We start from the raw sequence: 25,421 nt of genomic DNA on the forward strand, positions 1-25,421 counted from the left end.
ATGCTATGCCAGTGGCCGTGAAACGTGTTTACGAAGCGCCGGCTGCGTCCGATGGAGTGCGCATCCTGGTCGATCGCCTCTGGCCCCGCGGTCTGACCAAAGATGCCGCCGCGGTCAAACTCTGGCTACGCGACCTCGCCCCTTCGACGGAATTGCGCGAGTGGTTTCATGCGAATCCTGAAGCGTGGCGAATGTTCCGCCGGCGGTACCTCAAAGAACTGGTTTCGGAGGAAGCTGGGGCAGCGCTGGATAAACTCTACGCGGCCGCAACTTCCGCGAAAAAACTGACGCTCGTCTATGCATCCCGGAATGAAGAACGCAACAACGCGACCGTACTGAAAGAACTTCTGGAGGGCGGACGGAAACCTCCATCCAGCGTCGGTCCTGCTGCGGCGGGACGTGGCCGGATTCGGAAGGCAAAAAAGCAGTAGACCAGTTCTCAGTTCCCGGTTCTCAGTTCTCAGTGATACAAGATCGTGTCCTTGGACGCTGTGCCTACGCCGCCAGTGAGAACTGACTATAATTTCTCGTCATGCCCCCGGCTGCCATCCTGAAAAAGATTGAAGCTCTACGCGACAAGATCCGGCATCACGAATACCGTTACTACGTTCTTGACGATCCCGAAGTCACGGATGCGGAATTCGATAAGTTCATCAATGAGCTGAAGAAAATCGAAGCCGAGCATCCGGAGTTGATCACGCCCGACTCGCCCACGCAGCGCGTCGGCGGCAAGCCACGCGAGGGTTTCGTCAAAGCGAGGCATTCTTCGCCGATGCTCTCACTCGACAATGCTTATAACGAGGACGAGCTGCGTGACTGGGAGCGCAGGGTACACGAACTCAGTGGACGCACCGACGTCGAATACATGTGCGAGCTGAAGCTCGACGGGATGTCGCTGGCGCTGCACTATCAAGCAGGACAGCTTGCGCAAGGCATTACTCGCGGCGATGGCAGTACCGGGGAGGATGTCACCGCGAACATCCGCACGGTGCGCTCGATTCCGCTTTCGATTGCGAAGGAAAAACTAAAGAAGGCCGGCATCCCCGAAGATTTCGAAACTCGCGGCGAGATGCTGATGCCGGTCGCTGCTTTCCGCAAACTAAACCAGGAGCGCGAGCAGCAGGGGCTGGCGACGTTTGCCAATCCACGCAACTTCACTGCGGGAACGGTGCGTCAGCTCGAGCCTAGCGTCACCGCGTCACGCCGTCTCGACTATTTTCCCTACATGCTGCTGCAGGAGGGCCGCACGTATTTCGACCGCCACTCCAAGACGATGGACGCGCTCGAAGCCGCCGGCTTCAAGGTGAATACAAATCGGAAGCTGGCAAAGAATCTCGACGAAGTCTGGAAATTCATTCAGGGCTGGGAAGAGAAGCGCGAGTCATTGCCCTATGAAATCGATGGGATCGTCATCAAGGTCGATCGCACTGCGCTGCAACAAAGCCTGGGCTTCACGGGCAAAGCTCCGCGTTGGGCGATTGCCTATAAGTACCAGGCTCGCGGGGGCGTCACGCAGATTGAAGATATCGTTCCGCAGGTCGGACGCACCGGAAAACTGACTCCGGTGGCATGGCTTAAGCCGATCCCGATTGGAGGCACCACGGTTTCGCGCGCGACGCTGCACAACATGGATGAGATCGACCGGCTCGGGGTGAAAATCGGCGACTGGGTGGAAGTCGAGCGCGGCGGCGATGTGATTCCCAAGGTCGTAAAGGTCGTCGATGACAAGGAACATCCGCGCGGACGCAAGAATTTCGAGATGCCCGAGCACTGCCCGGTGTGCGACGGCAAAGTAGTGCGGACGGAGGGCGAAGCCGACCATCGCTGCGTGAATGCGAATTGCCCGGCGAAACTGCAAGGGACGATTCTGCATTTCGCGTCGCGGCATGTCATGAACATCGATGGCCTCGGCGACGCGCTCGTTAATCAACTGAGCGCCGCCGGACTGGTACACAAAGTCTCCGACCTATACCGGTTGACAAAAGACGATCTACTGAAACTGGAGCGGATGGGTGATAAATCGGCGCAGAACATTCTGGATGAGATCGCAAAGTCGAAGAGTGCGCCGCTGGAACGTGTGATCTACGGCCTCGGAATCCGGTTCGTTGGCGAACGCACCGCGCAGTTTCTCGCCGAACATTTCGGATCGCTCGACGCCATCATGAAGGCGTCCGCGGATGAACTGCAGGAAGTGAACGAAGTCGGGCCGCGCATCGCCGAGAGTATTGCTGAATTCTTCAGCGACGAACACAATCGCCAACTGGTGAACGATCTGCGCAAGGCGGGTCTCACGCTCACTGGACAGAAGAAGGAAAAGGGCACGCAGTTGGCTGGCAAGACCTTCGTTCTGACGGGGACGCTGGCGCGCCATTCCCGCGATGAAGCGAAGATGAAGATCGAAGACGCCGGCGGCCGCGTGTCGGGGTCGGTGAGTAAGAAGACGGACTACGTTGTCGCCGGCAGCGATGCAGGATCAAAGCTCGATAAGGCGCGGGAACTTGGCGTGGCAGTGATCGATGAAGACGAGATGGAGGCGCTATTGAGCGCCCCGCCTCGGGGATAGGAAATGCCGGCGAGTCGCCGGCGCTACGTTTACTTCTTGGCCGACGGCGGTGTGACGCCGTTCAGGCGCAGGTACATGGCCTGTGCGCCGTAGTGATCCGACCAACTGCTGGCCAGGCCGAGGGCCACCCGCGCATGCGTGACTTTTTGACCGAAGGCTTCGGTCATGTCACCGAGTTTGGAGTCGTCCATTTTCGCAAGCGCATCGGAGCAAAAATCGAACGACGCTTTTGTTGCGGACAGAAGCTTGTCCTTGGCGTCGGTTTCCTTGGCTTCGTCGACCTTGGGAGCGGGGACATCGGAAACTTTGCTGCAGAAGGTGTAGTTGGCCTCGATGATGTGCGCGACCAGGTGTCCGTACGTCATCTGGTCAGGAGTGGGTTTGTAGTTGAACTTGTCGGCGGGCATGGCTTCCACAGCTGCGACGATATTTTTTTGGCGTCCAGTGAGGCCTTCGCGCAGAGCGGTGCTGACCGGATTTTTGACTTGGCCGAAAGCGGTGGCAGCTGCGATCAATACTAGGGCGGAAATCCAACCAGTTTTCTTCATAGAATCCTCCGATGGGCCGGGACAGGATAACGCGGGCGAGGGCGCCCGCGCCACATGGGCTATTTGCCGGCGACGATTTCTAATACGATTTCGATTACGTCCTTCACCTTCACTGCTCCACCGGCAATGCTTACTGGAGCAATTCCAAAATCCGTCTGTTTGAGTCTTACCGATCCGGTGTATCGGCCGTTAGACTCGGCAATCGGGAACTCGATAGCATGTGTCGTTCCATGGAGGGTGAGATCGCCCTTCACCTGGTAGCGGCCGCCGTCCTGCGGCGTGATGGAAGTTGAGGCGAAACGTATCTCGGGAAACTTCTGGACGTCGAGCACTTTCTCGCTCTTCATGGTCTGCTCGATTTCGGCGCGCTCGGATTCCTTGACACCTTCGTCGATGACCTTCATGTCTTTCGTGTTGAGTGTCAACGAGATGGTTCGCTTTTGTGCGTCCATGCGGCTGGTAGCGAGCGGCGCCTGAATCGTATGGTTATGGGCAAAGGCTGAGAACAATCCTGATTTCTCCACTTTCACCGTGATGCTTGAGCGCGCATGGTCAATGTCAACCGCCTGCGCGCCAGCGAAGTGGCACGCCATGGCTACTACTACACCGCAGATGAAATTTCGCATGATGGCTAAGTCTATTCTCATTGGACGGCACCTCTGACCAGTTGGATGCATCTACCTGACATAGGCTTGATGACACTCTTCCCACGCCTTAGACTTGAAACATGCATGTCCATGCCGGCCACGGACATTCCGAGCGGACGGGGCGAGTACTGCGTATCTCCCTGATCGCGACCGCGCTCTACATTGTCTTGCTGGTTGTGGCCGGAATCCGCGCCCATTCTCTGGCGCTGCTTTCCGAGGCTGGACATAACCTCTCTGATTTTCTCGCATTGCTGCTTTCTCTCCTCGCCGTCTATTTCGAAGGCCGTCCGCCCAGCGCCACCAAGACCTACGGATACCGCCGTGCCGGTGTTTTGGCGGCTCTCGTCAATGCGCTCTCGTTGATCGTAGTCGCGTTCTTTATTTTTTACGAAGCATTCCAGCGTTGGCGGACGCCGGAGCATGTTCACGCCGAAACCATGATCGGCGTAGCTGCTGCCGGAGTGGTCATGAACGGCGCGATTGCCATCCTGTTGTGGCGAGCGGGACGCGACGTGAACCTGCGCAGCGCGTTTATCCACGAGATTGGCGACACGCTATCGACCGCCGCCGTGATCGCGGGTGGATGGGCCATCCTGCTCACCGGACAATACTGGATCGATGCGGCCCTGTCGTTCGGAATCGGCGCGCTCATTCTGTGGTCGAGTTTCGGGATCGTTCGCGAGACGCTTAACATTCTGCTCGAAGGCACGCCCCGCGGGATGTCCCTGCGTGGAGTGGAGCAGGCGATGCGATCGATTGCCGGAGTGAGTGACGTTCACGATCTGCACGTGTGGTGTATTGGATCGGAAAATTATGCGCTGTCGGCGCATGTGAAAATTGCCGACATCACCACTTCCGAGAGTGACACGATTTTGCGCGCCATCAACGATCGGCTGGGACACGAATTTGAAATTCACCACACGACGATCCAGTTCGAACATGTGGCGTGTGAAACGGTTCACGGCTGCGTGGGCGTGGTGAGCGAGCAGCACGAGCACAGCCACGGAAGTTGATGTTGCTTCTTCTTCGCCTAAGCATCTGAAACACAACCAGATAGCTGGCCGAAGCCCTGTTTGGCCAAGTCATTTTCTCCGAGATCGCGTTGCGAAAAATCGGCCTCCGTGTGGTACCCTCACTAGGAGTCGTTCCTCCCCGAAGGATCATCTAATTTCCATGCGTCGTTGGCGGCAACATTTACGGTTTCTGGCGGCTGTGCAACTCCTTCCTGCGCTTGAGAGTGGCGAGGAAATCCTCGTCGGCGGTCAAGCCGTGATGGAAGGCGTGATGATGCGCTCCCCGCACGCCTGGGGAATTGCTGTCCGCAAGGCCTCCGGCGAAATTGTGACGCATAGCGAGCCGCTCGAACGACCTTCCGAAAAGCACAAGTGGATGGGCTGGCCCGTCGTTCGTGGCGTAATGACGCTCGGGCACGCTATGTCGCTCGGCTTCCGCGCACTGAAATTTTCGGCGAATGCTGCCCTGGATGAAATCCCTCCCAATGAAGATGGCAAGAAGTTTGAAATCAGCGGCTGGGTCGCGGGCATCAACATCGCATTTTCGGTGGCGTTCTTCATTTTGATGTACAAATTTCTGCCCCTGCTGGCGACCACGGAACTGAAGAAAGTCAATCCGATCTTCGGCGAGCAGTTTGTCTTCAACTTCGTGGATGGCATGATCAGGATTGCGCTCTTCCTGCTCTTTGTCTGGGGTGTGTCGTTGTGGAAGGATATCCGCCGCGTTTACGAATATCACGGGGCGGAGCACAAGACTGTTTTTGCGTTTGAAAATGGCGATCCGCTGAATACGGGCGCGATCCAGAAATATTCGACTTACCATCCGCGCTGCGGGACGAGCTTCCTGATGACCGTGATGATCATCTCCATGCTGGTGTACATGGCGATTCCGGTCCATACATTCTGGGCGCGCTTTGGAATTCGCATCGCGCTGTTGCCGCTGATTGCCGGAGCGTCCTACGAGATCATTCGATTCGCCGCCAAGCATCGCGGATCGCTGTTCGCGCTCATGACGGCTCCCGGCCTCTGGCTGCAGCGAATCACCACGCAACCTCCCGACGACCGCCAGGTAGAATGCGCGATCATCGCCCTCGATCAAGCTATGGCGCTTGAGAAAGAGCGCGGCGGCGAGTTGGTGATTGCTTAGGCGTCGTTCGCGGTTCGTCCTTCGCTATTCGCCCAATGACTTAGCGTCTCCAACTCGGAACTGATTCATCACAAAATGCGTGGTCAGATGTCGCTGCGGAACATGGCACGGCTCGCTTACTTTTTGAGCGGAGGCGTACATGGCGACAAAATGTTCGTATCGAGACCTGCGCATCTGGCAAGAGGCGGTCGAACTAGCGCTAACGATCTACCGTGCTACGGCGACGTTCCCCAGGCACGAGCTGTATGGGTTGACTTCTCAAATGCGGCGGGCGGCGGTCTCTGTATCGAGTAACATAGCCGAGGGCAAGGGCTACAACTCTGACGGAGATTTCGGACGGTTTCTGTTTCATGCGCGCGGGTCGCTACTGGAGCTTCAGACTCAGATTGTGATCGCGGGCGGTTTAGAATATTTGCAGAAAGACGACATATCGAAGCTCACATTGGTCACCGACAGGCTGGGCCGCGGCTTGAACGGTTTGATCCAATCGGTTCGAGGAGCAAAAGCGGCTTAGCCCTCGGAATCGCGAACGACGAAGGACGAAGGACGATGTTTGAACGCTTAGACCAAACCGAGAAGCGGTACGAAGAACTGACGCAGTTACTCTCCTTGCCGGAGACGATGAATGACTCCGCCAAATTCCAGAAGACTGCCAAGGCGCACAGCGAAGTTGCGCCCATCGTCGAGAAGTATCGCGAGTACAAGGATCTGAAACGCGGCATCGCTGAAAGCAAGGCCATGCTCGCGGATGAATCCGATGCGGAGATGCGCGCTTACGCTGAAGAGGAACTCGCGAAGCTCGAGCCGCGTGTGAGCGGTGTTGAAGAGGAACTCAAGGTCCTGCTGCTGCCGAAAGATCCTAACGACGAAAAGAACGTCATCCTCGAAATCCGCGCCGGCACCGGGGGAGACGAATCGACGCTCTTTGTCGCCGAAGTCTTTCGCATGTATAACCGCTACGCGGAAGCGCAGAAGTGGAAAGTTGAGGTGCTGTCTACGTCGGAATCAGGCGTGGGCGGCATGAAAGAAGTGATCGCTTTAATCGAGGGCGACCGGGTCTATTCGCGTCTGAAATATGAAAGCGGCGTGCATCGCGTGCAGCGCGTACCCGCCACCGAGCAGCAGGGACGGGTGCATACTTCCGCGATCACCGTGGCCGTGCTGCCGGAAGCGGAAGATGTCGACGTCAAGATCGAAGCCAAGGATCTTCGTATCGACACGTTCTGTTCTTCGGGTCCGGGCGGACAGTCGGTGAACACGACGTATTCGGCCGTGCGCATTACGCATATCCCTACCAATACCGTTGTCAGTTGCCAGGACGAAAAATCGCAGATCAAGAACCGCGAAAAAGGGATGCGCGTTTTGCGTTCGCGCCTGTATGAAATCGAAATGCAGAAACAGCAGGATGCGCTCGCCAAGGAACGCAAGCAGATGGTTGGCTCCGGCGATCGCTCCGAGAAAATCCGCACCTATAACTTCCCGCAGAACCGTCTCACCGATCACCGCATCGGGTTCACCATCCACCAGCTCGAGCAAGTGATGGACGGCAAGATCCAGCCACTGATCGATGCGCTCATCAGCCACTACCAGGCGGAGAAGATGAAACAGGAATCCGAAGTCGCCGTATGAGCGTGAGACGTAATTCATGCAGCTCCGCGAATCCCTAACTTCCGCGATCGCCCGCCTGACCGCGGAGCATGTTCCTTCGCCGCGCATGAATGCCGAGTTGCTCATCATGTTCACGCTCGATTGCGATCGGGCTTATCTCTACGCGCATCCGGAGCGCGAACTAACGGCCAACGAAAGCGAGCGCTACAACGAGGCGATTGCCCGCCGCGCCACTGGTGTTCCCGCGCAGTACATCACTGGACATCAGGAATTCTGGGGACTGGATCTGATCGTCTCTCCCGCTGTCTTGATTCCACGGCCAGAGACGGAGCATGTGGTTGAGACGGTTCTGGAACTGATACGGATGAGGGACGAAGAGACAAAGCAGGATCAACTCCAGGGGGCGGGGGCGCCCGCTCCACTTTTTCGCGTCGTCGACGTTGGCACTGGCTCCGGAGCCATCGCGCTGGCGCTGGCCAAGGAACTTCCGAACGCCGAAATCCACGCGACCGATATTTCTGCGGTGGCGCTCGAGGTAGCGCAGACCAACGCTGCGCGTCACGAGTTCACCTTGCGAACTACTTTCCATCACACGGACCTGTTGAGCGGACTGCCCCGTGGAGAATTCGATTTCGTGGTTTCCAATCCGCCCTATGTGGGGGAGTCTGAAGAAGAACAAGTGCAGCTCGAAGTGCGGAAGTTCGAGCCCCGAAATGCTGTGTTTTCCGGGCGAACGGGTCTGGAAGTCATTGAAAAGCTGATTCCTCAGGCCCGCGAGGCGCTTCGCCCTGGGGGGTGGCTTGTATTCGAAATCAGCGGCACCATCGTCGAGCGGGTGCGGGCGCTGCTCACTGGTTGGACCGACATCAAAATTACAAATGATCTGCAAGGAATTGCACGTGTGGCAAGGGCCCGCAGGTAGTTCGGTCTCGCCCGATCTCGCGTGACTCACCCGTCTTTGCCATAGACCAGCGCTCCTGAATTTGCCATAATGCAAAGGCTTCACGAGGTTAAGCGTTTGAAAAGAATTTTCCCATTTTTCGGAGCGGCGTCCGGTACCCAGCTGGGACCTCTCGAACAACAGCTGCTGGAAGCGCTGTGGATGCGCGGCAATGCCACGGTCCGCGAACTGCTTGACGATGAAAAAATCACGCAGGCGTACACCACCGTCATGACCACGCTCGACCGCCTGTACAAGAAGAAGTTTCTCGATCGCGTGTCTGAAGGCCGGGCGTTCCGCTATTCTCCGTGTCAAAGCGCCGATGAACTTCGCCGCGTTGCTGCGGTCGAAGGCATCCGGCAGCTGATCGGATCTGCCGAAGCGTCTTCGTTGCCGCTTTCCTATCTGGTCGAAGCTCTCAGCACGCATGACGCGCAGTTACTCGATGAACTGCAGATCCTGGTCGAACGCAAACGCAAAGAACTGAGGAAAGCGGAGCAGGAATAATGTTCGCTCTTCGCGGCATCGCCGTTTCGCTGACGTTCTTCGTCGTTTTGTACTGCCTGTTGTCTCTGATCGTGGTTTCTTCGTGGCGCGTTGTAAATCTCTTGCGTGGAATCTCGGCGCATGCCCAAGCGAGCTTGCTGTTCTGGACGCGAGTCTTTCCCTTGCTGGCCGCTGGTTTGATTACGCTAGTCTTTGCGGTACCTTCCTTCATTATTTTTGAACCCCGCTCGATCGACGAAGACATCGCATTGCCTCTGGTTCTCGGCCTCGGATGTCTGCTCTTGTTTGCCTTGGGTATATACCGTGTTATCGCGGCACAGCGAAAAGCCACGCATGTGATTGCAGGCTGGCTGAGGGGAGCGACCGTGGTTGACGCCGGCGTGAATATGCCCACCTTCTGCACCAGCCGGGGGACACCGCCCCTTACGCTCGTCGGCGTACGCTCACCCCGAGTAGTCGTTTCGGGGACGACCGTTGCTTTGCTGAGTTCCGACGAGCTACGGGTTGCCGTGCGACACGAAGTCGCGCACATGCGCTCGCGCGATAACCTGAAGAAGCTGGCCTTTCATTGTTCCCCATTCCCAGGGATGGCCGGCCTGGAAAGTGCATGGCACGAAGCTGCGGAACTGGCCGCGGATGATGGCGCGGTTGCCAGCCTGAGCGATGCCCTCGACCTGGCCGCCGCTCTGATCAAGCTTTCGCGCCTGCTGCCCGTCGGCAACGCGCCCGCTTTTACGATGACCCTGGTGGGCTCGCCCGGCTCTGTCACGAGCAGAGTGGAACGTCTTTTGGCCTGGAACCGCTTGCGGCCCCACGCCGTGCAAACGCGCTGGCACTACGCCGCTCCCGTGGCGCTCGCGGCGATCGTTTGCGCCGCCGCTGTTTATAGTCCTGCGCTCGCCCAGACCCACCGAATTACGGAGTGGCTGGTCCGCTAAGGCGCGCTTTATTTTCCCGTTAGGCTTGCTCAAATCTAAGTGGTGCCTCAATTTTCAAGCAGATGTCCCGAAGGGACAATTGAAAGTAACCCGCCAGTTTACTGGCGGGTTGGGGCCATTTCTGAAGTCAAGTGCCGTGGGCACGACTGAATTTTCACTGGCCGCATCCCCGAGATCAGTCGTCCCTCTCGGGACTTTTTCATCCTTACGCGGGCCTGACCCGGCGTTGAAACGCCGGGCTATTGTCAGCTGTCCCTCCGGGACGGTTTCAGACTGAGCTCCTGCTCAAAACTACTACTACTGGTAGTAGAAATGGCTTCCTCTGTAAGCTGCCACCCATGAATAGGCCGCATTTCCTGATTTCTTTCCTCCTTCTTACATCGTGTGTTTTTGCTCAGACCACGACTCCAGCGCCCAAGAGCCAGGGAGAAGAACTCCCGGTCGTAAAAGAGTCGGTGGAAGTGACCGCGACCCGGCTGCCGGAGGATCCCGAAACTGTTCCCACGGCGATCGAGGTGTTCTCGGGCGAGGAGTTGCAGGCTCGAGGTGCTCGCGACTTGCGCGGCGCGATGGCGGCAGCCTTAGGGGTAGAGATTGCACCAGGCGGGGACTCCGGGCCAGCCAGTTCCGTTCCTGATTTTTGGGGCCTCAAGGAGTTTGACGCGTTTCTTCTCGTCGTCGATGGCGTGCCTTGGGGAGGCGCCTTCAACCCGGCATTGACGAACCTGGACCTCAATGACCTCGACCGTATCGAAGTGTTGCGTGGGCCTGCCCCAGTAACCTACGGGGCCACGTCGTTTGTGGGAGTGATCCAGGTTGTCCACAAAGACGCAGCGGCCGATGGCCGATCATTGAGTTTGCATGGCGGAAGCTATGGCAGCGGTGGGGGCTCGTTCTCCACGCCCATTCCTCTGCTAGGCAATTGGTCCTCGCGCCTGACCGTGAACGGAGATCACGTAGGATTCAACGACGATCGCACCGACTATCGCCGCGGTCATGCCCTGTGGCGGTTGGGATCGAAGCCTGTTGAAGAAAATCGCACCTGGTTCAATATCGATGTGAACTGGCTGGATCAGAACCCGGCCAGCCCGCGAGTGCGCGAGGGAACGTCACTTTCTCCCAACAATCCTGTGGACACAAATTACAACCCCCAGGGCGCTTTCCTGGACAACCATCGATTTACCGGGTCGGGCGGATTTGACAGGAAAGTTGCAGGAGCCCTGTGGTCTACCTCGGCGAGCGTATCGCACAACCGATTCGATAGCTTCCGGGGTTTTATTACGACGCTTGCGGAGCCTGATCCCGAGGTTCTTCCCGACAACGCTCACGGCGTCAAAGAGCGGATTCATTTCACCGACGTCTATGTTGATTCACACCTTTCATGGAAGTTGCCGCATGCCGTCACCTTCCTGGCCGGCGCTGACTACATCCACGGAACGGGGAATGCCGAGGGAGCCGATTTCGACTACGCCGTGCATCTCAACGGCACCTTCGATACGCCGGTCCCCAAGCCTGATGTTCTTGACGTGACCATCAAGGATCGTCGTGACTTCTTCGGACCCTACGCGGCTGTGGAATGGAAGCCCCTGGACCGGCTTCGTATCGACGCCGGAATCCGACTGAACGTCACACATGAAAATCGGAAAGACGCTGACCCGGGCGCGGAAACTTCTTCCGATTTCAGCGACACCAACGTTCGCGCCTCTGCCAACGTGGGCGCTATCCTAACGGTGTGGCAACACGACCTGGATGCGCTCAATCTGTACGTAAACTATCGCGATACGTATAAGCCCGCCGCAATCGATTTCGGAATTGGCGAAGACGAAGGCGGCCCCGAGGGCGCCTCAACGATATTGAAGCCTGAAACGTCCCGCAGCGTCGAAGGCGGGGCTAAGGGCAGGTTCTGGAAACGCCGTGTGGAGTGGGAAGCATCCGGCTTCTTCATGGACTTCTCCAACCTCGTGGTTCCAACCGAAACCGGCGGGTTGGTCAATGCGGGCGTCGAGCACTTCAAGGGGTTTGAATCCGAGGTCTCGCTCTTTCTTCCTCATGATGTGATCGCGCGTGCGAATTACAGCTACCACGATGCACGATTCATTAATGTCCTGTTCGATTTTGGCGACGGTGGTCTGACGCAACTTGCCGGCAAGCGAATTGAGATGTCAGCCCACAACCTGGCGGCGGTTGGCCTCTACTACACGCCAACTCGCGGAATCACGGGTGGAGTGTCGATGAACTACACGGGCAGTCGTTTCCTGAACAAACGCAATACCGCGCTCGCCGAGGGCTTCGCAACCGTCGACCTGACCGCCGGATACCGCACGCCTCGTTGGGAAATCCGTTTGGATGCCCGTAACCTGAGCGACCGCCGGGACCCAGTGGCCGAAAGCGAGTTTGGCGACGCACAGTATTACCTGATGAACAGCCGAACCGTGGAAGGTGGATTCACAGTCCACTTCTAGAACACTGCTTGCAAAGAGATGCGGCGTGTTGCCGTGTCTCTTTGCAACGCGCATGGGCTTCGCGAGGGAGACGGGGGCAAGCCCGCCTCTACAGATGATCTTGGTGTTTATTCCACTTGAACGGGTTGTATGTCGTCCACATCGACCAGGGTGGTTGGATATTTTCCCGTGTAACAGGCGGAGCAGTAGGTAGCTGTCTCGCCCTCACCGCAGGCTTTCTTCAATCCTTCGAGGGATAGATACGCGAGCGAATCCGCGCCGATGAATTCGCGAATTTCTTCGATGCTTTTGTTGGCTGCAATCAGATGTTTCTTCGACGGAGTGTCCACTCCATAGAAACATGGCGAGATCGTGGGCGGACAGGAAATCCGCATGTGGACTTCTTTGGCGCCGGCGTTGCGGATCAAGCGTACGATCTTCCGGCTGGTTGTACCGCGCACCAACGAGTCGTCAATCAGCGCTACCCGCTTGCCTTCCAGCAAACTTCGCACCGGATTCAGCTTCAGTTTCACGCCGAAATCGCGGACCGACTGGCTCGGCTCAATGAACGTTCGACCAATGTAGTGGTTGCGAATCAGGCCCAATCGAAACGGGATGCCGCTCTCGGTGGAGAATCCCAAAGCGGCGGTGTTGCCGGAATCGGGAACCGGCACAACGATGTCAGCATCTGCCGGAGACTCAATGGCCAGTTGCCGGCCCATCAGGTCGCGGCTCTGGTCGACGGATCTTCCGAAGACGTAACTGTCTGGACGCGAAAAATATACGTGCTCAAAAATGCAGCTCGATTGTGCCGGGGACGGTGAATAGAATCGCGAACTGATTCCCTCGGGCCCGACGATTACGAGTTCTCCGGGCTTCACGTCGCGCTCGTAATGCGCGCCCAGCAAATCGAATGCGCAGGTTTCTGAAGCGAAGACGACGGTGTCTTTTTTCTCTCCGGTCAGGGCTGGAATCCGCCCCATGGCCAGCGGGCGAAAGCCGCGCGGATCACGGGCTGCAAAGATGCGGTCCCGGCTGATCATGACCAGGGAGAATGCGCCCTCGACGCGCCGCAATGCGTCGGCTATCGCGTCCGGCAGAGTCTGTTCCCGTGAAAGCGCGATCAGGTGAACCAGGACTTCGGTATCGCTGTTGGTCTGGAAAATTGAACCTTGCGCTTCGAGCTTCGCCCGAATCGCGTGGGCGTTGACCAGGTTGCCGTTGTGGGCAATCGCAATCGCACCCTTGTTCGATTGCACCATGATCGGCTGTGCATTGAGCAATGCCGAGTCGCCTGCCGTGGAATAGCGGGTGTGTCCGATGGCAAGAATGCCGCGCAACGAAGCCAGGACATCTTCGGTGAAGATGTCTGCCACCAGTCCCATGGACCGATGGACGTGCAGACGCTCGCCGTTCGACGTGACCATGCCGGCTGACTCTTGTCCGCGATGCTGCAGGGCATGCAAGCCGAGGTAAGCGAGCTTCTCCGCCTCGGGATGCGCATGGATGGCGACGACCCCGCACTCTTCACGAAATTTATCGAAATTCAGCAATTGGCTCTTAGCCTTCAGCATTCAGCTAAAACAACTTATCAGTCGGCGGCAGCCGTCGCCGGCTCCGCTCGCAGCGCCACTTCCAGCGCGCTTTCGTATCCCTTGCTCAACTCGGTGATGCTGGCGGAGATGGCGGGTTTTCCGTCGAGCGCAATTTCGACCCGGTCGCCGCCGGTCTCGCCGAGTACTTCGGCGAACAGATCGTATTCCTGGGCCACTTGTTGGATTCGGGCCAGCTTCGCCGGGTCGCAAGACAATACGACGCGGCTGGCATCTTCGCCGAACAGCGCAAACTCAGCCGGAAGTTTATGGGATGCCAACTGGACGTTGAGGCCCACACCTTTCAGCATGGCTGCTTCCGCCAGCGCCACCGTCAGCCCGCCATCGGCGCAGTCATGCGCGGATTCAACCAGCCCATCCTGAATCAGCGCGACCAGCGCGCGCTGCAGAGTGGCTTCCTTTTCGAGGTCAAGCTCGGGGGGATAGCCCCACACCGCTCCGAGAATTTCTTTCGCGTATTCCGACGAGCCAAATTCTGATTCCGCGTCCACCGCGTCGCCGAATTCGCTGGCCCGCAACAGCACAATCTTCCGTCCCGGCTGCGAAAAATGCATCTTCGCGGCTTTGTGGACGTCCTGGAGAATTCCGACTACTCCCAGAACTGGCGTCGGATAAATCCCCTCGCCTAAAGTCTCGTTGTAGAAGCTGACATTACCGCCCGTGATCGGGACTTCGAGTTCTTCGCAAGCCTTCGTGATTCCGTCGATGACTTGTGAGAACTGCCACATGATGTGCGGCTTCTCGGGATTGCCGAAGTTGAGGCAGTTCGTCGCCGCCACGGGGGTCGCACCTGAGCACGCCACCTTGCGGGACGCTTCCGCCACCGCATGCATCGCGCCGAGTCGCGGGTCGAGATAGCACCAGCGCCCGTTGCCATCGAGGGCCATGGCCAGGCCGCGGTTGGAACCCTTGATGCGAATTACGCCCGCATCACCAGCGCCGGGCGCATTAACTGTATTGGTTTGTACCATGTGGTCATACTGCTGCCACACCCAGCGCTTCGAACAAATATTGGGACTTGCCAGTAGGCGCTTGAAATTCGCAGTGAAGTCGCCGCCCGCAGTGAGTCGAACCGTGCCCGGCATCTCCCGCTCCACGGGAGGCTCCCACCGCGCCAGCGGGCGCTTGTAGACCGGAGCGTCATCGGTCAACGCTGCGTTCGGAATCTCCGCGACAACCTGGCCGTGTTCCAATACGCGCATCTTCGCTTCGCGGGTGACGCGGCCGACTTCTACCGCGTCCAGTCCCCATTTTTCGAAGACGCGGAACACTTCGTCCTCGCGGCCCTTCTGCGCGACCAGCAACATGCGCTCCTGCGATTCGCTCAGCATGATCTCGTATGGAGTCATGCCCGTCTCGCGCTGCGGAACGCGATCCAGTTCGATTTCAACGCCTGTCCCGCCACGCGCGCCCATTTCACAAGTCGAACACGTGAGCCCGGCCGCGCCCATATCCTGAATGCCGACAATGGCGCCGGTTTGCATCGCTTCAAGGCAGGCCTCAAGTAATAGTTTTTCGAGGAACGGATCGCCCACTTGCACGTTGGGACGTTTCGCCTCGGAACCTTCGCTGAATTCTTCACTGGCCATGGTCGCGCCGTGGATCCCGTCGCGCCCTGTCTTCGAGCCGATGTAAATCACCGGATTACCTTCGCCGGAAGCGCGCCCGTAGAAAATTTCGTCGCTCTTCACCAGGCCGAGCGCGAATGCATTCACCAGAGGGTTGCCGTTATAGCAGGGCTCGAATTTCACTTCGCCGCCTAGGTTCGGCACGCCGAAGCAATTTCCGTAGGACGCGACACCGCTGACGACGCCTTCCATAACGGAATGATTCTTGTGCAGTTCCGCAGTGGTCGCCGTCTTGCCTGCTTCAATCGGGCCGAAGCGCAGCGAGTCCATCACCGCCACCGGACGCGCGCCCATCGTGAAAATGTCGCGCAGGATGCCACCTACACCTGTGGCCGCACCCTGAAAGGGCTCGATGAAGGACGGGTGATTATGCGACTCGATCTTGAAGGCGCAGCCCCAGCCGTCGCCGATATCGATGATGCCGGCGTTCTCTCCCGGACCTTGCAGCACGAGCTTGCTGCGAGTCGGCAGGCGCTTCAAATGCACGCGGGACGATTTATACGAGCAGTGCTCGCTCCACATCACGCTGAAGATGCCGAGTTCGGTGCGCGTGGGTTCGCGTCCGCCGAGCAGCTCTTTGATTTTCTCGAATTCGTCCGGAGTCAGGCCGTGTTCCCGTATCATCTCCGGGGTAATAGATGGGATCGCAGAAGTGGTCATCACGGGGAAGTTCTATTGTCGCATTTTCGTCGATTTTGCGCAGAAGGATTCCGCTATAGGGGCGATTCAAAGTTCTTATCGCCGCGCGAATCTATTTACGGGCAAAGATGAAGCTGGGGTTTGGCTTGAACACCTCGCGATTGTCGGCATACCTACGGCAGAAGGCTTTGAGATCCTTCGGTGATGCGGTCAACATATCCGTGTCGCCTGGCCTTGTGGCCAGCGTCACGGTCTTCTGTTCCAAGGCACTATTCAGCCACTCGGAATTAATCGGAGTGAGCGACAGCAAGTCTTTTTCGGGCTTGGCGAGAAGAATCGAATGCAGAGGCAGGCACATCTCACAAACGTCATCTGGCTTTGGAGACACGTCAAGGAAGAGGTGATCGTCGAGTTTGAAGAGCTGAGCGCTGTAGTAGTTGGGCTTGCTCTCGGCCGCGCTGCAGCCCGCTCCTCGATGATCGGCCTTCAGATCATACCCTTGATGTTCGGTGGTCACGGTTAGGGTCGTTGTGCATTTGTCTTCCCTGACCTCCCATGTTCCGATCAAGCTCGGGTCGAACGTGATATCCGCGTCACGGTGGAGATAGTCTCCTTCCTGGAGCCCTTCCGTTGAGGACACCCAGCAACCCGAAAGCAGAACGAGAGATGCGAAAACCAGAACGACCCATACGACTCTGGCCCGAATGAAGCTACGGCTGGATTTTAAGAGAATCATGACACCCTCCTAGGAAGAAGGTTGTACTGCCACTCGATGATTGGTTAGCTTCGACGTAACGGAGCGACACTCCAATGATACTCCGTCGCGCTGTGGCATGACACATCCGCCGCTTTGTTATGCTTTCCCTGCCATGAACAGCACAACACCTAACTTGCACCAGGAGCGCGTCGAGCAAAAGGGCCTTGCCGCAAGCGGGATGCTCGCAGTGATCGCCATCGCCGCCGCAAGCTTTGTCATGCACATGATCTTCAATAACCGTTACGGATATTTCCGCGACGAGTTTGACTACATCATGTGCGGACGTCACCTGGCGTGGGGATACGTGGACCAGCCTCCGCTTGTGCCCGCATTGAGCCGCATATTCGTGGCAGTGTTTGGAGAATCCCTGCGCGCGGTTCGACTGATGCCAGCCCTCGCAGTGTCGGCCGTGATCGTTCTGAGCGGCATGATTGCGCGCGAGTTGGGAGGGAAGCGTTTCGGAGTGATTCTCACTTCGATCGCGGTACTCATCGCGCCGATTTATCTTTCGAATGCGAGCCTGCTGACCAGCAATTGCCTGGAGCCACTGCTCTGGATGGGCTGCGCGTTCTTCGCCATCCTAGCCGTGCAGCGCAACCCACGTTACTGGCTGTGGTTTGGAGTGGTTGCCGGTATCGGCATGCAGGAAAAATATTCCATCGGAGTTTTCGGATTCGCAATCGTGGTTGGCCTGCTCCTGACCGCGCAGCGTCGCGTCTTCCTCGAGAAATGGATCTGGCTCGGCGGCATTGCCGCGTTCCTGATCTTCCTGCCCAACCTGCTCTGGAACGTGGCCCACGACTGGCCTTTTGTGCAGCTCATGCGCAACATCAAAGCCGACGGCCGCGACGTCGTCCTTTCGCCGTGGGAATATTTCTCGCAACAGATACTGATCGTCCATCCTGTGAACGCGCTGCTCTGGATCACCGGTGTGGTCGCGTTGCTGGTGGCTGCGCGGTTCCGTCCGTACCGCTTTCTCGGATGGGCTTACGTCGTTGCCTTCACAACTTTCGTCATCCTGAAAGGAAAGAACTACTACCTCGGCCCGATCTATCCCGTGTACTTCGCTGCCGGCTGTATCGTGATCGATTCTGCGATCGACCGCATTCGCCAGTCGTGGCTGAAGCCCGCGCTCGCAATCGTCGTGCTGGCCGCCGGCGCCTACTTCGCGCCGCTCGTCGTGCCCGTCCTGCCGGTCGACTCCTTTCTGAATTACATGACCAAGCTTCCCATCAAGGTTCCGCGCACGGAGCGCAGCCATGCGCGTGCGGCTTTACCGCAACACTATGCGGACCAGTTCGGGTGGAACGAAGTTGTGATGGGAGTCGTCGGCGCATGGAATCGTATTCCTGCCGCCGAGCGGGCCGATTGCGGCATCTTCGCGCAGGACTACGGTCAAGCCGGGGCCATCGATTTTCTCGGGCCGCAATATGGCCTGCCGCAATCGCTCAGCGGACATCAAACATGGTGGCTCTGGGGACCGCGTCAATACTCCGGAAACTGCATGATCGTGCTCGATGACGATCAACAGACTTTGGAAAAATATTGGACCAGCGTGGAATACGTCGGCCTCACGCCTGACAACCCTTACGCGCTGGAAAAACAACTGCCGATCTTCATCTGCCACGGATTCAAACAAGGCACATGGGCCGAACTGTGGCCCCGACTCAAGAAGTGGCGGTAGGCTGCTGAGAAACAGCTGCGAGCCCCGAGCTACGAGCCCCGCGCAACCGGATCGCCCGTGGTTCGAAGATCGTAGCTCGTAGCTCGAGGCTCGAAGCTTCGCAGCTATACTTGTCCGCAATGAAGTCCGTCATCGTCGGCACGGCCGGCCACATTGATCATGGCAAGACTTCGCTGGTGAAGGCGCTCACCGGTATCGACGCCGATCGGCTCGAGGAAGAAAAGCGCCGCGGCATCACGATCGACATTGGATTCGCGCATCTGGAGTTGCCAGCTCCCAACGGCGATGTGCTGCGCTTTGGATTCGTCGATGTCCCCGGCCACGAGCGCTTTGTCCGGAACATGCTCGCCGGGGTGGGCGGGATCGACCTCGTGCTACTCGTGATCGCCGCCGACGAGGGCATCAAGCCGCAGACGCGCGAGCACTTCGATATCTGCCGCCTGCTCGAAGTGCGGCGCGGCATCACCGTGATCACCAAGTCCGATGCCGTTGATGCGGATACCCTCGAAGTTGTCCGCCTCGAAGTCGAGGATTTTCTGCGCGGATCATTTCTCGAAGCATCCCACTCGCCGATCGTTGCCGTGAGTTCGCTGACTGGCGCCGGCCTCGACGAATTGCGCTCGCAGCTCGCCAACATTGCAGTGGAAGTTTCCGCCAAAGACTCTACCGCGCTTGCACGCCTGCCGATCGACCGCGTCTTCACGATGAAAGGCTTCGGCACGGTTGTGACGGGCACGCTGGTCTCGGGAACAATTTCGAAAGAAGAGGAACTGGAAGTATTTCCATCGGGCAAACTTCTGCGCGTCCGCGGAGTGCAAGTACATGGATCTGCAGCGGAACAGGCCAGCGCCGGTCAGAGAACGGCACTGAACCTGGCCGCCGTCGCCACCGAAGAGCTGGCGCGCGGCATGACTCTCGCTCCGCCCAACACTTTCAAATCTACATCGCGCCTTGACGTCTCACTCACCCTGCTTCCGACCGCCAAAGCTCTCAAAGACCGCGCCCGTGTGCACTTTCACGCTTACACCATGGAGGCCTTGGCGGAAGTTCGTCTATACGGAGCGAAGCAAATTGCGCCGGGGGCGCAGGGCTATGCGCAGCTCCGATTGACGGAACCGACGCTGCTGCTGCCTGGCGATCGCTTTATTCTGCGGCAGTTTTCGCCGGTCGTGACCATTGGAGGCGGAGCTGTGCTGGACGCAAGTCCGCAGCTGAAAGCAAAGAACGTGCCGAATTTTTTGCAACAACTCTCGGGAGCTTCCGCCGAAGCGATACTCGAAGCGCGCATCGCTCGACGCAGCGCCAGCGGGTTCTCGCTGTCCCAAGCCACGATTGAAACCGGTTGGCGCAGGGATTTCATCCTCCAGCAACTGGCCCGAGCTTTACAAACGGGTACCGTGATCCGTATTGCGGACACTTTTATGCACGCCTCGGCATTCTCAGCGCTTACGTCGTCCTTAAAGAATCTGACCGCAGAATTTCACAAGGCGAATCCGCTGGTTGCGGGAATCAGCAAAGAAGAACTGCGCGACAAGTGTGGAGTCAGCCCAGAGGTTTTCTCCGCTGCCCTCGACCTGCTGGTTCGAGACAAGAAGCTGTCAGTCTCCAGTGAACTCGTCCATCTTCCCGGACGCGGTGTTGTCATGAAAGACGAAGAGTCGGAATCGAAGCAGATCATCGAGAATGCTTTTGCTTCCGCGGGATTGAAAGTACCGGCGCTGAAGGAAGTGCTCGCCGGCCTCAAAGTCGACAAGGTCCGAGCGCAAAAAATTGTGACTCTCCTGCTGCGCGAAAAGCTTCTGGTGAAAATATCGGACGATCTTGTCTTCCATCAAAGCGCGCTCAGCGATCTTCGCCAGAAAATTGCCGCACTCAAGAGCACCACGCCCAAAATCGATGTCGCCCGCTTCAAGGATCTGACCGGAGTGAGCCGCAAATACGCTATCCCATTGCTCGAATATCTCGATCGCGAACGAGTCACACGCCGCGTCGGAGACGAACGGGTCATCCTGTAATCAGCAACGCCCTCAACCGTAGCGCCGGCACCTTGCCGGCAGTCCCGAGGGCAAATTGCCCTCGGTTGTCTGCACCCACTCGCCTCTATAATGGGTGTCAGAAATCCTGGGTTCCCCGAAACCACCGACCATGTTGAAAATAAGACCCGCCACCGTTGAGGATGCCGCCCTGCTCCGCGCCCTCATCTGGGAACTCGCCGACTTCGAAAAAGAGCCCGATGAAGTCCGGGTCACCGCCGAAGACCTCGCCCGCGACGGCTTTGGTCCTTCTCCAAAATTTCGCGCCCTTATCGCCGAGTGGGAAGGCCATCCCGCCGGATACGCTCTGTTCTTCCACTACTATTCGACCTGGCGCGGCCCCGGTCTTTATCTCGAAGACGTATTCGTGCGGCCCACCTATCGCGGACGCGGCATCGGCACCACCCTGCTCGCCAAAGTGGCGCGCATCGCCCGTCAGGAAAACTGCGTCCTCATGAAATGGGAAGTCCTGCACTGGAACCAGCCGGCTATCGACCTGTACAAAACCATGGGCGGGCAGTTCATGGAAGAGTGGCGCAGCGTTCTGTTGACGGGAGACGCTCTGCAGAAACTAGCGGACAAAGCCTCTTGACGACCAGAATCCAAGTCATCGGTGCCGGATTGGCCGGATCGGAGGCCGCGTGGCAATGCGCTCGGCGAGGCATCTCCGTCGATCTGTTTGAGATGCGTCCCGTGCGGACTACGCCCGCCCACCAGACGGCCGATTTCGCCGAACTCGTCTGCTCGAATTCCTTGAAGTCCGAAAGCGAGAACACCGCACCCTGGGTGCTCAAAGAAGAGATGCGCCGCGCTGGATCGCTTCTTCTCGAACTTGCGCGCGCAACCGCCGTCCCGGCCGGTCACGCACTCGCCGTCGATCGCGAAGAATTCTCGCGCAAGGTGACCGAGGCAATTTCCCGCGAGCCCCTGATTCGCATTCGTCGCGAAGAGGCCGTGGCTATCGAAGCAGGGCAGATCACGATCATCGCCACGGGGCCGCTGACGTCCGACGCACTGGCCCGAGAGATTGAGAAACTGTGTGCGCCGCCCGATGAGCTGTCCCCGGATGCGCCAGCCGTGGGCCTCGACGACCGTTCCGCTCCGGACGTTCCGCGGGCGGGGGCGCCCGCGCCACATGAGCCACGCGGCCACCAACTGTTTTTTTACGATTCGATCAGCCCTATTGTCGAGGCGGATTCCATCGACATGAGCAAGGTTTACCTGGCTGCGCGGTACGACAAAGGGTCTGCTGATTACATCAACTGTCCGATGTCAAAAGATGAGTACGACGATTTCTACGACGGATTACTGGCCGCGCAGTCGGTCGAAGAAAAGGATTGGGAGAAGCTCAACTATTTCGAAAGCTGCCTGCCTATTGAGGAAATTGCACGTCGTGGCCGCGACACTTTGCGTTTTGGTCCAATGAAGCCTGTTGGCCTGAAAGACCCGCGCACGGGACGCATTCCTTACGCTGCCGTCCAATTGCGGCAGGAGAACTTGCGGGCGGATTCCTACAATCTGGTTGGCTTCCAGAATCACCTGAAATTCGGAGAACAGGCGCGCGTGTTGCGCCTCATCCCAGGTCTTGAACAGGCTCGCTTTCTTCGCTACGGACAGATTCACCGCAACACCTACATCAATTCGCCTACGCTGCTTACTCCCACGTTGCAGATGAAGAATCATCCTGCGGTATTTTTCGCGGGGCAGATTTGTGGAGTCGAAGGCTACGTGGAATCGATCGCGACGGGATTGCTTTCCGGAGTGAACGCCGCCGCCCTCGCTGCCGACAGCGAACCGGTTCCTCCGCCTCGGAGCAGCGCCTTCGGATCGTTGGTCCACTACGTAACCCAGGCGGATCCCAAGAATTTCCAGCCGACCAACATAACATTTGATCTCCTGCCTGCTCTCGAGACTCGTGTCCGCGATCGCAAGGAACGGCATCGCCTGCAATGCGCGGCCGCGCTCAATAGCTTCCAGGGCTGGTGGGATCGTGTGTCGGCCGCCACTGTCCCAGGTCCCTGAATTTTTGTTGACGGGCATAGCTTTACGCAAGTATCTGAAAACTCCCATCTCCCCAGGGAACCATTTCCCGTTTCCGCTCGTATCTATTGCGCAGAGTAGTTGCGCTTTCGTATTCGTGCTGGCTGCGTCGAATCTTGCATGTCGTTCCGCGACCTTATCTACGATGTCTTTCGTACTCTGTGGGCACATCGCGTTCGGACCCTGCTCACCATGTTCGGAATCGCCTGGGGAGTGGTGTCGATCGTCCTGATGACGGCAGCCGGAGAGGGTCTGCGGGTTGGGCAGGCCAAGCAAGCGGAATCTCTTGGCAAAGACCTGATGATCGTCTTCCACGGCCGCACCAGCCTGCAAGCCGGTGGAACTCGCGCGGGACGGCTGGTTCACTGGGTCGACTCCGATCTGCCGTATCTGCGGGAAGAAGCGCCCGACTGCCAGCATGCCATCCCCGAACTCGAGCAGAACGACGTCCGCTCTCACACCGCATATAACGCCGCTGCTTTCACCGTCTCTGGCTCCATGCCGGAATTCGCGGAAATCCGCAGCCTGGGGGTGGGGGAAGGGCGTTTTTATAATTTCGATGACATCAAGGAAGGCCGTCGCGTAGCGTTCCTGGGCTCCGACGCGAAGAAGCAATTGTTCGGCAGCCGGCCGGCGGTCGATCAACTCGTTTATCTCAACGACGTTCCCTTTACTGTGATCGGCGTCATGTCGGCCAAGAAGCAGAACTCCAGTTACGACGGATGGGACGTGAACAAGATCTTCCTGCCGTACGCCGCGATGCGCCGCGACTTTCCCGACAAACCGCCCGGCACACCGGAAACCTTCGATCAACTGCTGGTCGCGCCCCGCTCGGTGGAACAACACGAAGCCTGCAAGTCGCAGGTTCGCCACGTGCTGGCCCGGCTGCACAACTACGATCCTGCGGACAAAGAAGCCTGCCCCATCTGGGACACAATCCAGGAAGCCAAGGCGTTCCGTACCATGACCGACGGCATGAAATATTTCCTGGGCGCGGTCGGCATCGTGACGTTGTTTCTGGGCGGACTGGGAGTGATGAACGTGATGCTGGTGGCGGTCCGGGAACGCACGCGTGAAATTGGCGTGCGCAAAGCCATGGGAGCGCCCTCGCATAGCATCCTTCGACAATTCTTCCTGGAGGCGTTGATCGTCGCGCTGGTCAGCGGAGGATTCGGTCTGATCCTCGCATTCGGTTTCTGCGCGCTCGTCAACTTGCTTCCCATGCCGGACTTCTTCGCGGGACTTCTGCCCACATGGCAGACGGGAGTCCTATCGCTTGGCGTACTTGGGACGATCGCCATTCTCTCGGCACTGTATCCAGCACGGCGCGCGGCGGCCATTGATCCGATTGAGGCGCTGCGGCACGAGGCGGGAGGCTAGCCGGCGATGCTGATCCAAATCTTCAACGAAGCCTGGGCCGCGCTTAGCCGTAACCGCACGCGCACCGCTCTCACCATGCTCGGGATCGTGTGGGGCATCGCGACCGTAACGCTCCTGATCGCCTATGGCGGCAGCTTCCGGGCGATTCTGGTCGGCGGCTTCAATGCCTTCGGCAAGGGCGCGGTGATTTGCTGGCCGCAGCAGACCAGCGAGCAGCCGGGAGGCCAGCGCGCCGGCAAGAAAGTGATATTCGAGCAAGCTGACCTCGACATGGTCAAGGAAACCGCCAACTTCGTAAAACATGCGTGCCTCGAAACCGTCCGGCGGCCCGGCATCGCCTATGGTGACCGCATGGTGGGGACCGCTGCCGTCCGAGGCGTTTGCCCCGAATACGGCGAGATGCGCAACGAAGAAGCCTCCGAAGGCCGCTGGATCAATTCACTCGACGAACTCGAACGCCGCCGCGTCGTCTTCATGGGGGCCCGCGTGCGCGAACAATTATTCTCGGGACGCCCCGCCATCGGGGAAACCGTCCTCATCGGCGGCGTGAGATTCACAGTCATCGGCACGATGGGCCGCAAGATTCAGCTCAGCAACTATTTCTCCAGCGATGACGAGTCCGTCTGGATCCCCTACTCCGCGGCGGGCGACCTGTGGAACACCAAGCAGGCCGCCGTACTCCTGTTCGAACCTGTCGCCCCGCAATTCGAACAGCGCGCCATGGCGCAGGTGCTCGCGGCCGTCGCGACACGACAGCAGTTCTCTCCTACCGACAAAAAAGCGATTCAGATGTTCGGCCGCGAGGAATTTCGCCCTGTCATCAACGGCATCACCATCGGACTGCAAGTGCTGCTGATCTTCATCGGTATCCTCACGCTTGGCATCGGCGGGGTCGGCGTCATGAACATCATGCTGGTTTCGGTGGACGAGCGAATCCGCGAGATCGGACTGCGGCGAGCGTTGGGAGCCCGCAAGTGGCACATCAAGGCACAATTCCTTGCCGAGACGCTGCTGATCATGTTGCTCGGCGGATTGATCGGCATCGTTGTGTCTTACGTTGTTGCGGCGGCGGTCGGTACCTTGCCGCTCATGGGCCCGCTGTTCGAAGACGATTCCGGCAAAGCCGATATCCACCTGAAAATTTCTCTGTTCACGCTCATGATTTCCACCGTGGTGTTGCTGGTGGTCGGAGTGATGAGTGCCATGATTCCAGCGTCCCGCGCTGCGAATCTCGATCCCGTGGAGGCGCTGCGCTACGAGTAGGCGCGGCAGGTCTACATTCGCGGTTGACGCCC

21 protein-coding genes are annotated in these 25,421 nt (G+C 58.3%); 16 read left to right on the plus strand and 5 right to left on the minus strand.

The features are described 5' to 3' along the window. The first annotated feature begins 5 nt into the window (after window positions 1-5). Window positions 6-431: a DUF488 family protein gene (locus HY010_21620; GenBank protein MBI3478339.1), complete on the plus strand. Its 426-nt coding sequence runs from the start codon at window positions 6-8 to the stop codon at window positions 429-431. Window positions 432-532: 101 nt separating this feature from the next. Next, a complete protein-coding gene (gene ligA, locus HY010_21625; GenBank protein MBI3478340.1) occupies window positions 533-2,563 on the plus strand; it encodes an NAD-dependent DNA ligase LigA in 2,031 nt (676 codons plus the stop codon). Window positions 2,564-2,592: 29 nt separating this feature from the next. Here the strand turns inward: ligA and HY010_21630 are convergent, their stop codons facing one another. Together HY010_21630 and HY010_21635 are read right to left on the minus strand one after the other, a co-directional pair. Beyond that, window positions 2,593-3,111 carry a DinB family protein gene (locus HY010_21630; protein ID MBI3478341.1) on the minus strand — a complete coding sequence of 173 codons (519 nt, stop codon included), beginning with the start codon at window positions 3,109-3,111 and terminating at the stop codon, window positions 2,593-2,595. A 59-nt stretch (window positions 3,112-3,170) separates the two neighbouring features. Next, window positions 3,171-3,737: a YceI family protein gene (locus HY010_21635; GenBank protein ID MBI3478342.1), complete on the minus strand. Its 567-nt coding sequence runs from the start codon at window positions 3,735-3,737 to the stop codon at window positions 3,171-3,173. Window positions 3,738-3,838: 101 nt separating this feature from the next. Between HY010_21635 and HY010_21640 the strand changes: the two genes are divergently transcribed. The 8 genes from HY010_21640 to HY010_21675 all read left to right on the plus strand — a co-directional run bounded on the left by HY010_21640 (window position 3,839) and on the right by HY010_21675 (window position 12,373). After that, window positions 3,839-4,771, plus strand: a complete 933-nt coding sequence (locus HY010_21640) for a cation transporter (GenBank protein ID MBI3478343.1) — start codon at window positions 3,839-3,841, stop codon at window positions 4,769-4,771. A 160-nt stretch (window positions 4,772-4,931) separates the two neighbouring features. Then, window positions 4,932-5,918, plus strand: a complete 987-nt coding sequence (locus HY010_21645) for a DUF1385 domain-containing protein (protein MBI3478344.1) — start codon at window positions 4,932-4,934, stop codon at window positions 5,916-5,918. Between the two features lie 139 nt (window positions 5,919-6,057). Further along, a complete protein-coding gene (locus HY010_21650; GenBank protein ID MBI3478345.1) occupies window positions 6,058-6,432 on the plus strand; it encodes a four helix bundle protein in 375 nt (124 codons plus the stop codon). Between the two features lie 35 nt (window positions 6,433-6,467). Next, entirely contained in the window at window positions 6,468-7,547 is a 1,080-nt protein-coding gene (gene prfA / locus HY010_21655; protein ID MBI3478346.1) for a peptide chain release factor 1, read from the plus strand. Between the two features lie 16 nt (window positions 7,548-7,563). Further along, entirely contained in the window at window positions 7,564-8,448 is an 885-nt protein-coding gene (gene prmC, locus HY010_21660) for a peptide chain release factor N(5)-glutamine methyltransferase (GenBank protein MBI3478347.1), read from the plus strand. 96 nt (window positions 8,449-8,544) lie between these two features. Beyond that, entirely contained in the window at window positions 8,545-8,973 is a 429-nt protein-coding gene (locus HY010_21665) for a BlaI/MecI/CopY family transcriptional regulator (GenBank protein MBI3478348.1), read from the plus strand. Then, complete coding sequence (locus tag HY010_21670; protein ID MBI3478349.1) at window positions 8,973-9,911, plus strand: hypothetical protein; 939 nt, start codon at window positions 8,973-8,975, stop codon at window positions 9,909-9,911. The genes HY010_21665 and HY010_21670 overlap by 1 nt, the downstream gene beginning before the upstream one ends. Before the next feature lie 338 nt (window positions 9,912-10,249). Then, on the plus strand, window positions 10,250-12,373 hold the full coding sequence (locus HY010_21675; GenBank protein ID MBI3478350.1) for a TonB-dependent receptor plug domain-containing protein: 2,124 nt from the start codon (window positions 10,250-10,252) through the stop codon (window positions 12,371-12,373). 107 nt (window positions 12,374-12,480) lie between these two features. Here the strand turns inward: HY010_21675 and HY010_21680 are convergent, their stop codons facing one another. The 3 genes from HY010_21680 to HY010_21690 form a co-directional block, all read right to left on the minus strand. Next, window positions 12,481-13,926, minus strand: a complete 1,446-nt coding sequence (locus HY010_21680) for an amidophosphoribosyltransferase (protein ID MBI3478351.1) — start codon at window positions 13,924-13,926, stop codon at window positions 12,481-12,483. Between the two features lie 17 nt (window positions 13,927-13,943). Then, window positions 13,944-16,253, minus strand: a complete 2,310-nt coding sequence (gene purL, locus HY010_21685; protein ID MBI3478352.1) for a phosphoribosylformylglycinamidine synthase subunit PurL — start codon at window positions 16,251-16,253, stop codon at window positions 13,944-13,946. A 91-nt stretch (window positions 16,254-16,344) separates the two neighbouring features. After that, a complete protein-coding gene (locus HY010_21690; protein MBI3478353.1) occupies window positions 16,345-16,968 on the minus strand; it encodes a hypothetical protein in 624 nt (207 codons plus the stop codon). A gap of 133 nt (window positions 16,969-17,101) precedes the next feature. On the opposite strand from HY010_21690, the gene HY010_21695 reads away from it, so the two are divergent. From HY010_21695 to HY010_21720, 6 genes are all read left to right on the plus strand, one after another. Next, window positions 17,102-18,673, plus strand: a complete 1,572-nt coding sequence (locus tag HY010_21695) for a glycosyltransferase family 39 protein (GenBank protein MBI3478354.1) — start codon at window positions 17,102-17,104, stop codon at window positions 18,671-18,673. A 119-nt stretch (window positions 18,674-18,792) separates the two neighbouring features. Beyond that, the gene (gene selB / locus HY010_21700; protein ID MBI3478355.1) at window positions 18,793-20,688 is read left to right on the plus strand and encodes a selenocysteine-specific translation elongation factor; all 1,896 of its coding nucleotides are present in this window, start codon (window positions 18,793-18,795) and stop codon (window positions 20,686-20,688) included. 130 nt (window positions 20,689-20,818) lie between these two features. Beyond that, window positions 20,819-21,298, plus strand: coding sequence for a GNAT family N-acetyltransferase (locus tag HY010_21705; protein MBI3478356.1), 480 nt, complete (start codon window positions 20,819-20,821; stop codon window positions 21,296-21,298). Continuing rightward, window positions 21,295-22,728, plus strand: a complete 1,434-nt coding sequence (trmFO, locus tag HY010_21710; protein MBI3478357.1) for a methylenetetrahydrofolate--tRNA-(uracil(54)-C(5))-methyltransferase (FADH(2)-oxidizing) TrmFO — start codon at window positions 21,295-21,297, stop codon at window positions 22,726-22,728. Before HY010_21705 ends, trmFO begins: the two co-directional genes overlap by 4 nt. Window positions 22,729-22,866: 138 nt before the next feature. Further along, window positions 22,867-24,126, plus strand: coding sequence for an ABC transporter permease (locus tag HY010_21715; protein MBI3478358.1), 1,260 nt, complete (start codon window positions 22,867-22,869; stop codon window positions 24,124-24,126). A 6-nt stretch (window positions 24,127-24,132) separates the two neighbouring features. Next, on the plus strand, window positions 24,133-25,389 hold the full coding sequence (locus tag HY010_21720; GenBank protein MBI3478359.1) for an ABC transporter permease: 1,257 nt from the start codon (window positions 24,133-24,135) through the stop codon (window positions 25,387-25,389). Window positions 25,390-25,421 lie beyond the last annotated feature (32 nt).

It is taken from the genome of Acidobacteriota bacterium, assembly GCA_016196065.1.
Classification (GTDB): Bacteria; Acidobacteriota; Terriglobia; order Terriglobales; family Acidobacteriaceae; genus Acidiflorens.

Excerpts from the sequence above, each read along its gene's own strand:
- HY010_21620 (MBI3478339.1), top strand. The coding sequence starts at position 6 with ATGCCAGTGGCCGTGAAACGTGTTTACGAAGCGCCGGCTGCGTCCGAT.
- ligA (MBI3478340.1), top strand. The coding sequence starts at position 533 with ATGCCCCCGGCTGCCATCCTGAAAAAGATTGAAGCTCTACGCGACAAG.
- HY010_21630 (MBI3478341.1), bottom strand. The coding sequence starts at position 3,111 with ATGAAGAAAACTGGTTGGATTTCCGCCCTAGTATTGATCGCAGCTGCC.
- HY010_21635 (MBI3478342.1), bottom strand. The coding sequence starts at position 3,737 with ATGCGAAATTTCATCTGCGGTGTAGTAGTAGCCATGGCGTGCCACTTC.
- HY010_21640 (MBI3478343.1), top strand. The coding sequence starts at position 3,839 with ATGCATGTCCATGCCGGCCACGGACATTCCGAGCGGACGGGGCGAGTA.
- HY010_21645 (MBI3478344.1), top strand. The coding sequence starts at position 4,932 with ATGCGTCGTTGGCGGCAACATTTACGGTTTCTGGCGGCTGTGCAACTC.
- HY010_21650 (MBI3478345.1), top strand. The coding sequence starts at position 6,058 with ATGGCGACAAAATGTTCGTATCGAGACCTGCGCATCTGGCAAGAGGCG.
- prfA (MBI3478346.1), top strand. The coding sequence starts at position 6,468 with ATGTTTGAACGCTTAGACCAAACCGAGAAGCGGTACGAAGAACTGACG.
- prmC (MBI3478347.1), top strand. The coding sequence starts at position 7,564 with ATGCAGCTCCGCGAATCCCTAACTTCCGCGATCGCCCGCCTGACCGCG.
- HY010_21670 (MBI3478349.1), top strand. The coding sequence starts at position 8,973 with ATGTTCGCTCTTCGCGGCATCGCCGTTTCGCTGACGTTCTTCGTCGTT.
- HY010_21675 (MBI3478350.1), top strand. The coding sequence starts at position 10,250 with ATGAATAGGCCGCATTTCCTGATTTCTTTCCTCCTTCTTACATCGTGT.
- HY010_21680 (MBI3478351.1), bottom strand. The coding sequence starts at position 13,926 with ATGCTGAAGGCTAAGAGCCAATTGCTGAATTTCGATAAATTTCGTGAA.
- purL (MBI3478352.1), bottom strand. The coding sequence starts at position 16,253 with ATGACCACTTCTGCGATCCCATCTATTACCCCGGAGATGATACGGGAA.
- HY010_21690 (MBI3478353.1), bottom strand. The coding sequence starts at position 16,968 with ATGATTCTCTTAAAATCCAGCCGTAGCTTCATTCGGGCCAGAGTCGTA.
- HY010_21695 (MBI3478354.1), top strand. The coding sequence starts at position 17,102 with ATGAACAGCACAACACCTAACTTGCACCAGGAGCGCGTCGAGCAAAAG.
- selB (MBI3478355.1), top strand. The coding sequence starts at position 18,793 with ATGAAGTCCGTCATCGTCGGCACGGCCGGCCACATTGATCATGGCAAG.
- HY010_21705 (MBI3478356.1), top strand. The coding sequence starts at position 20,819 with ATGTTGAAAATAAGACCCGCCACCGTTGAGGATGCCGCCCTGCTCCGC.
- HY010_21715 (MBI3478358.1), top strand. The coding sequence starts at position 22,867 with ATGTCGTTCCGCGACCTTATCTACGATGTCTTTCGTACTCTGTGGGCA.
- HY010_21720 (MBI3478359.1), top strand. The coding sequence starts at position 24,133 with ATGCTGATCCAAATCTTCAACGAAGCCTGGGCCGCGCTTAGCCGTAAC.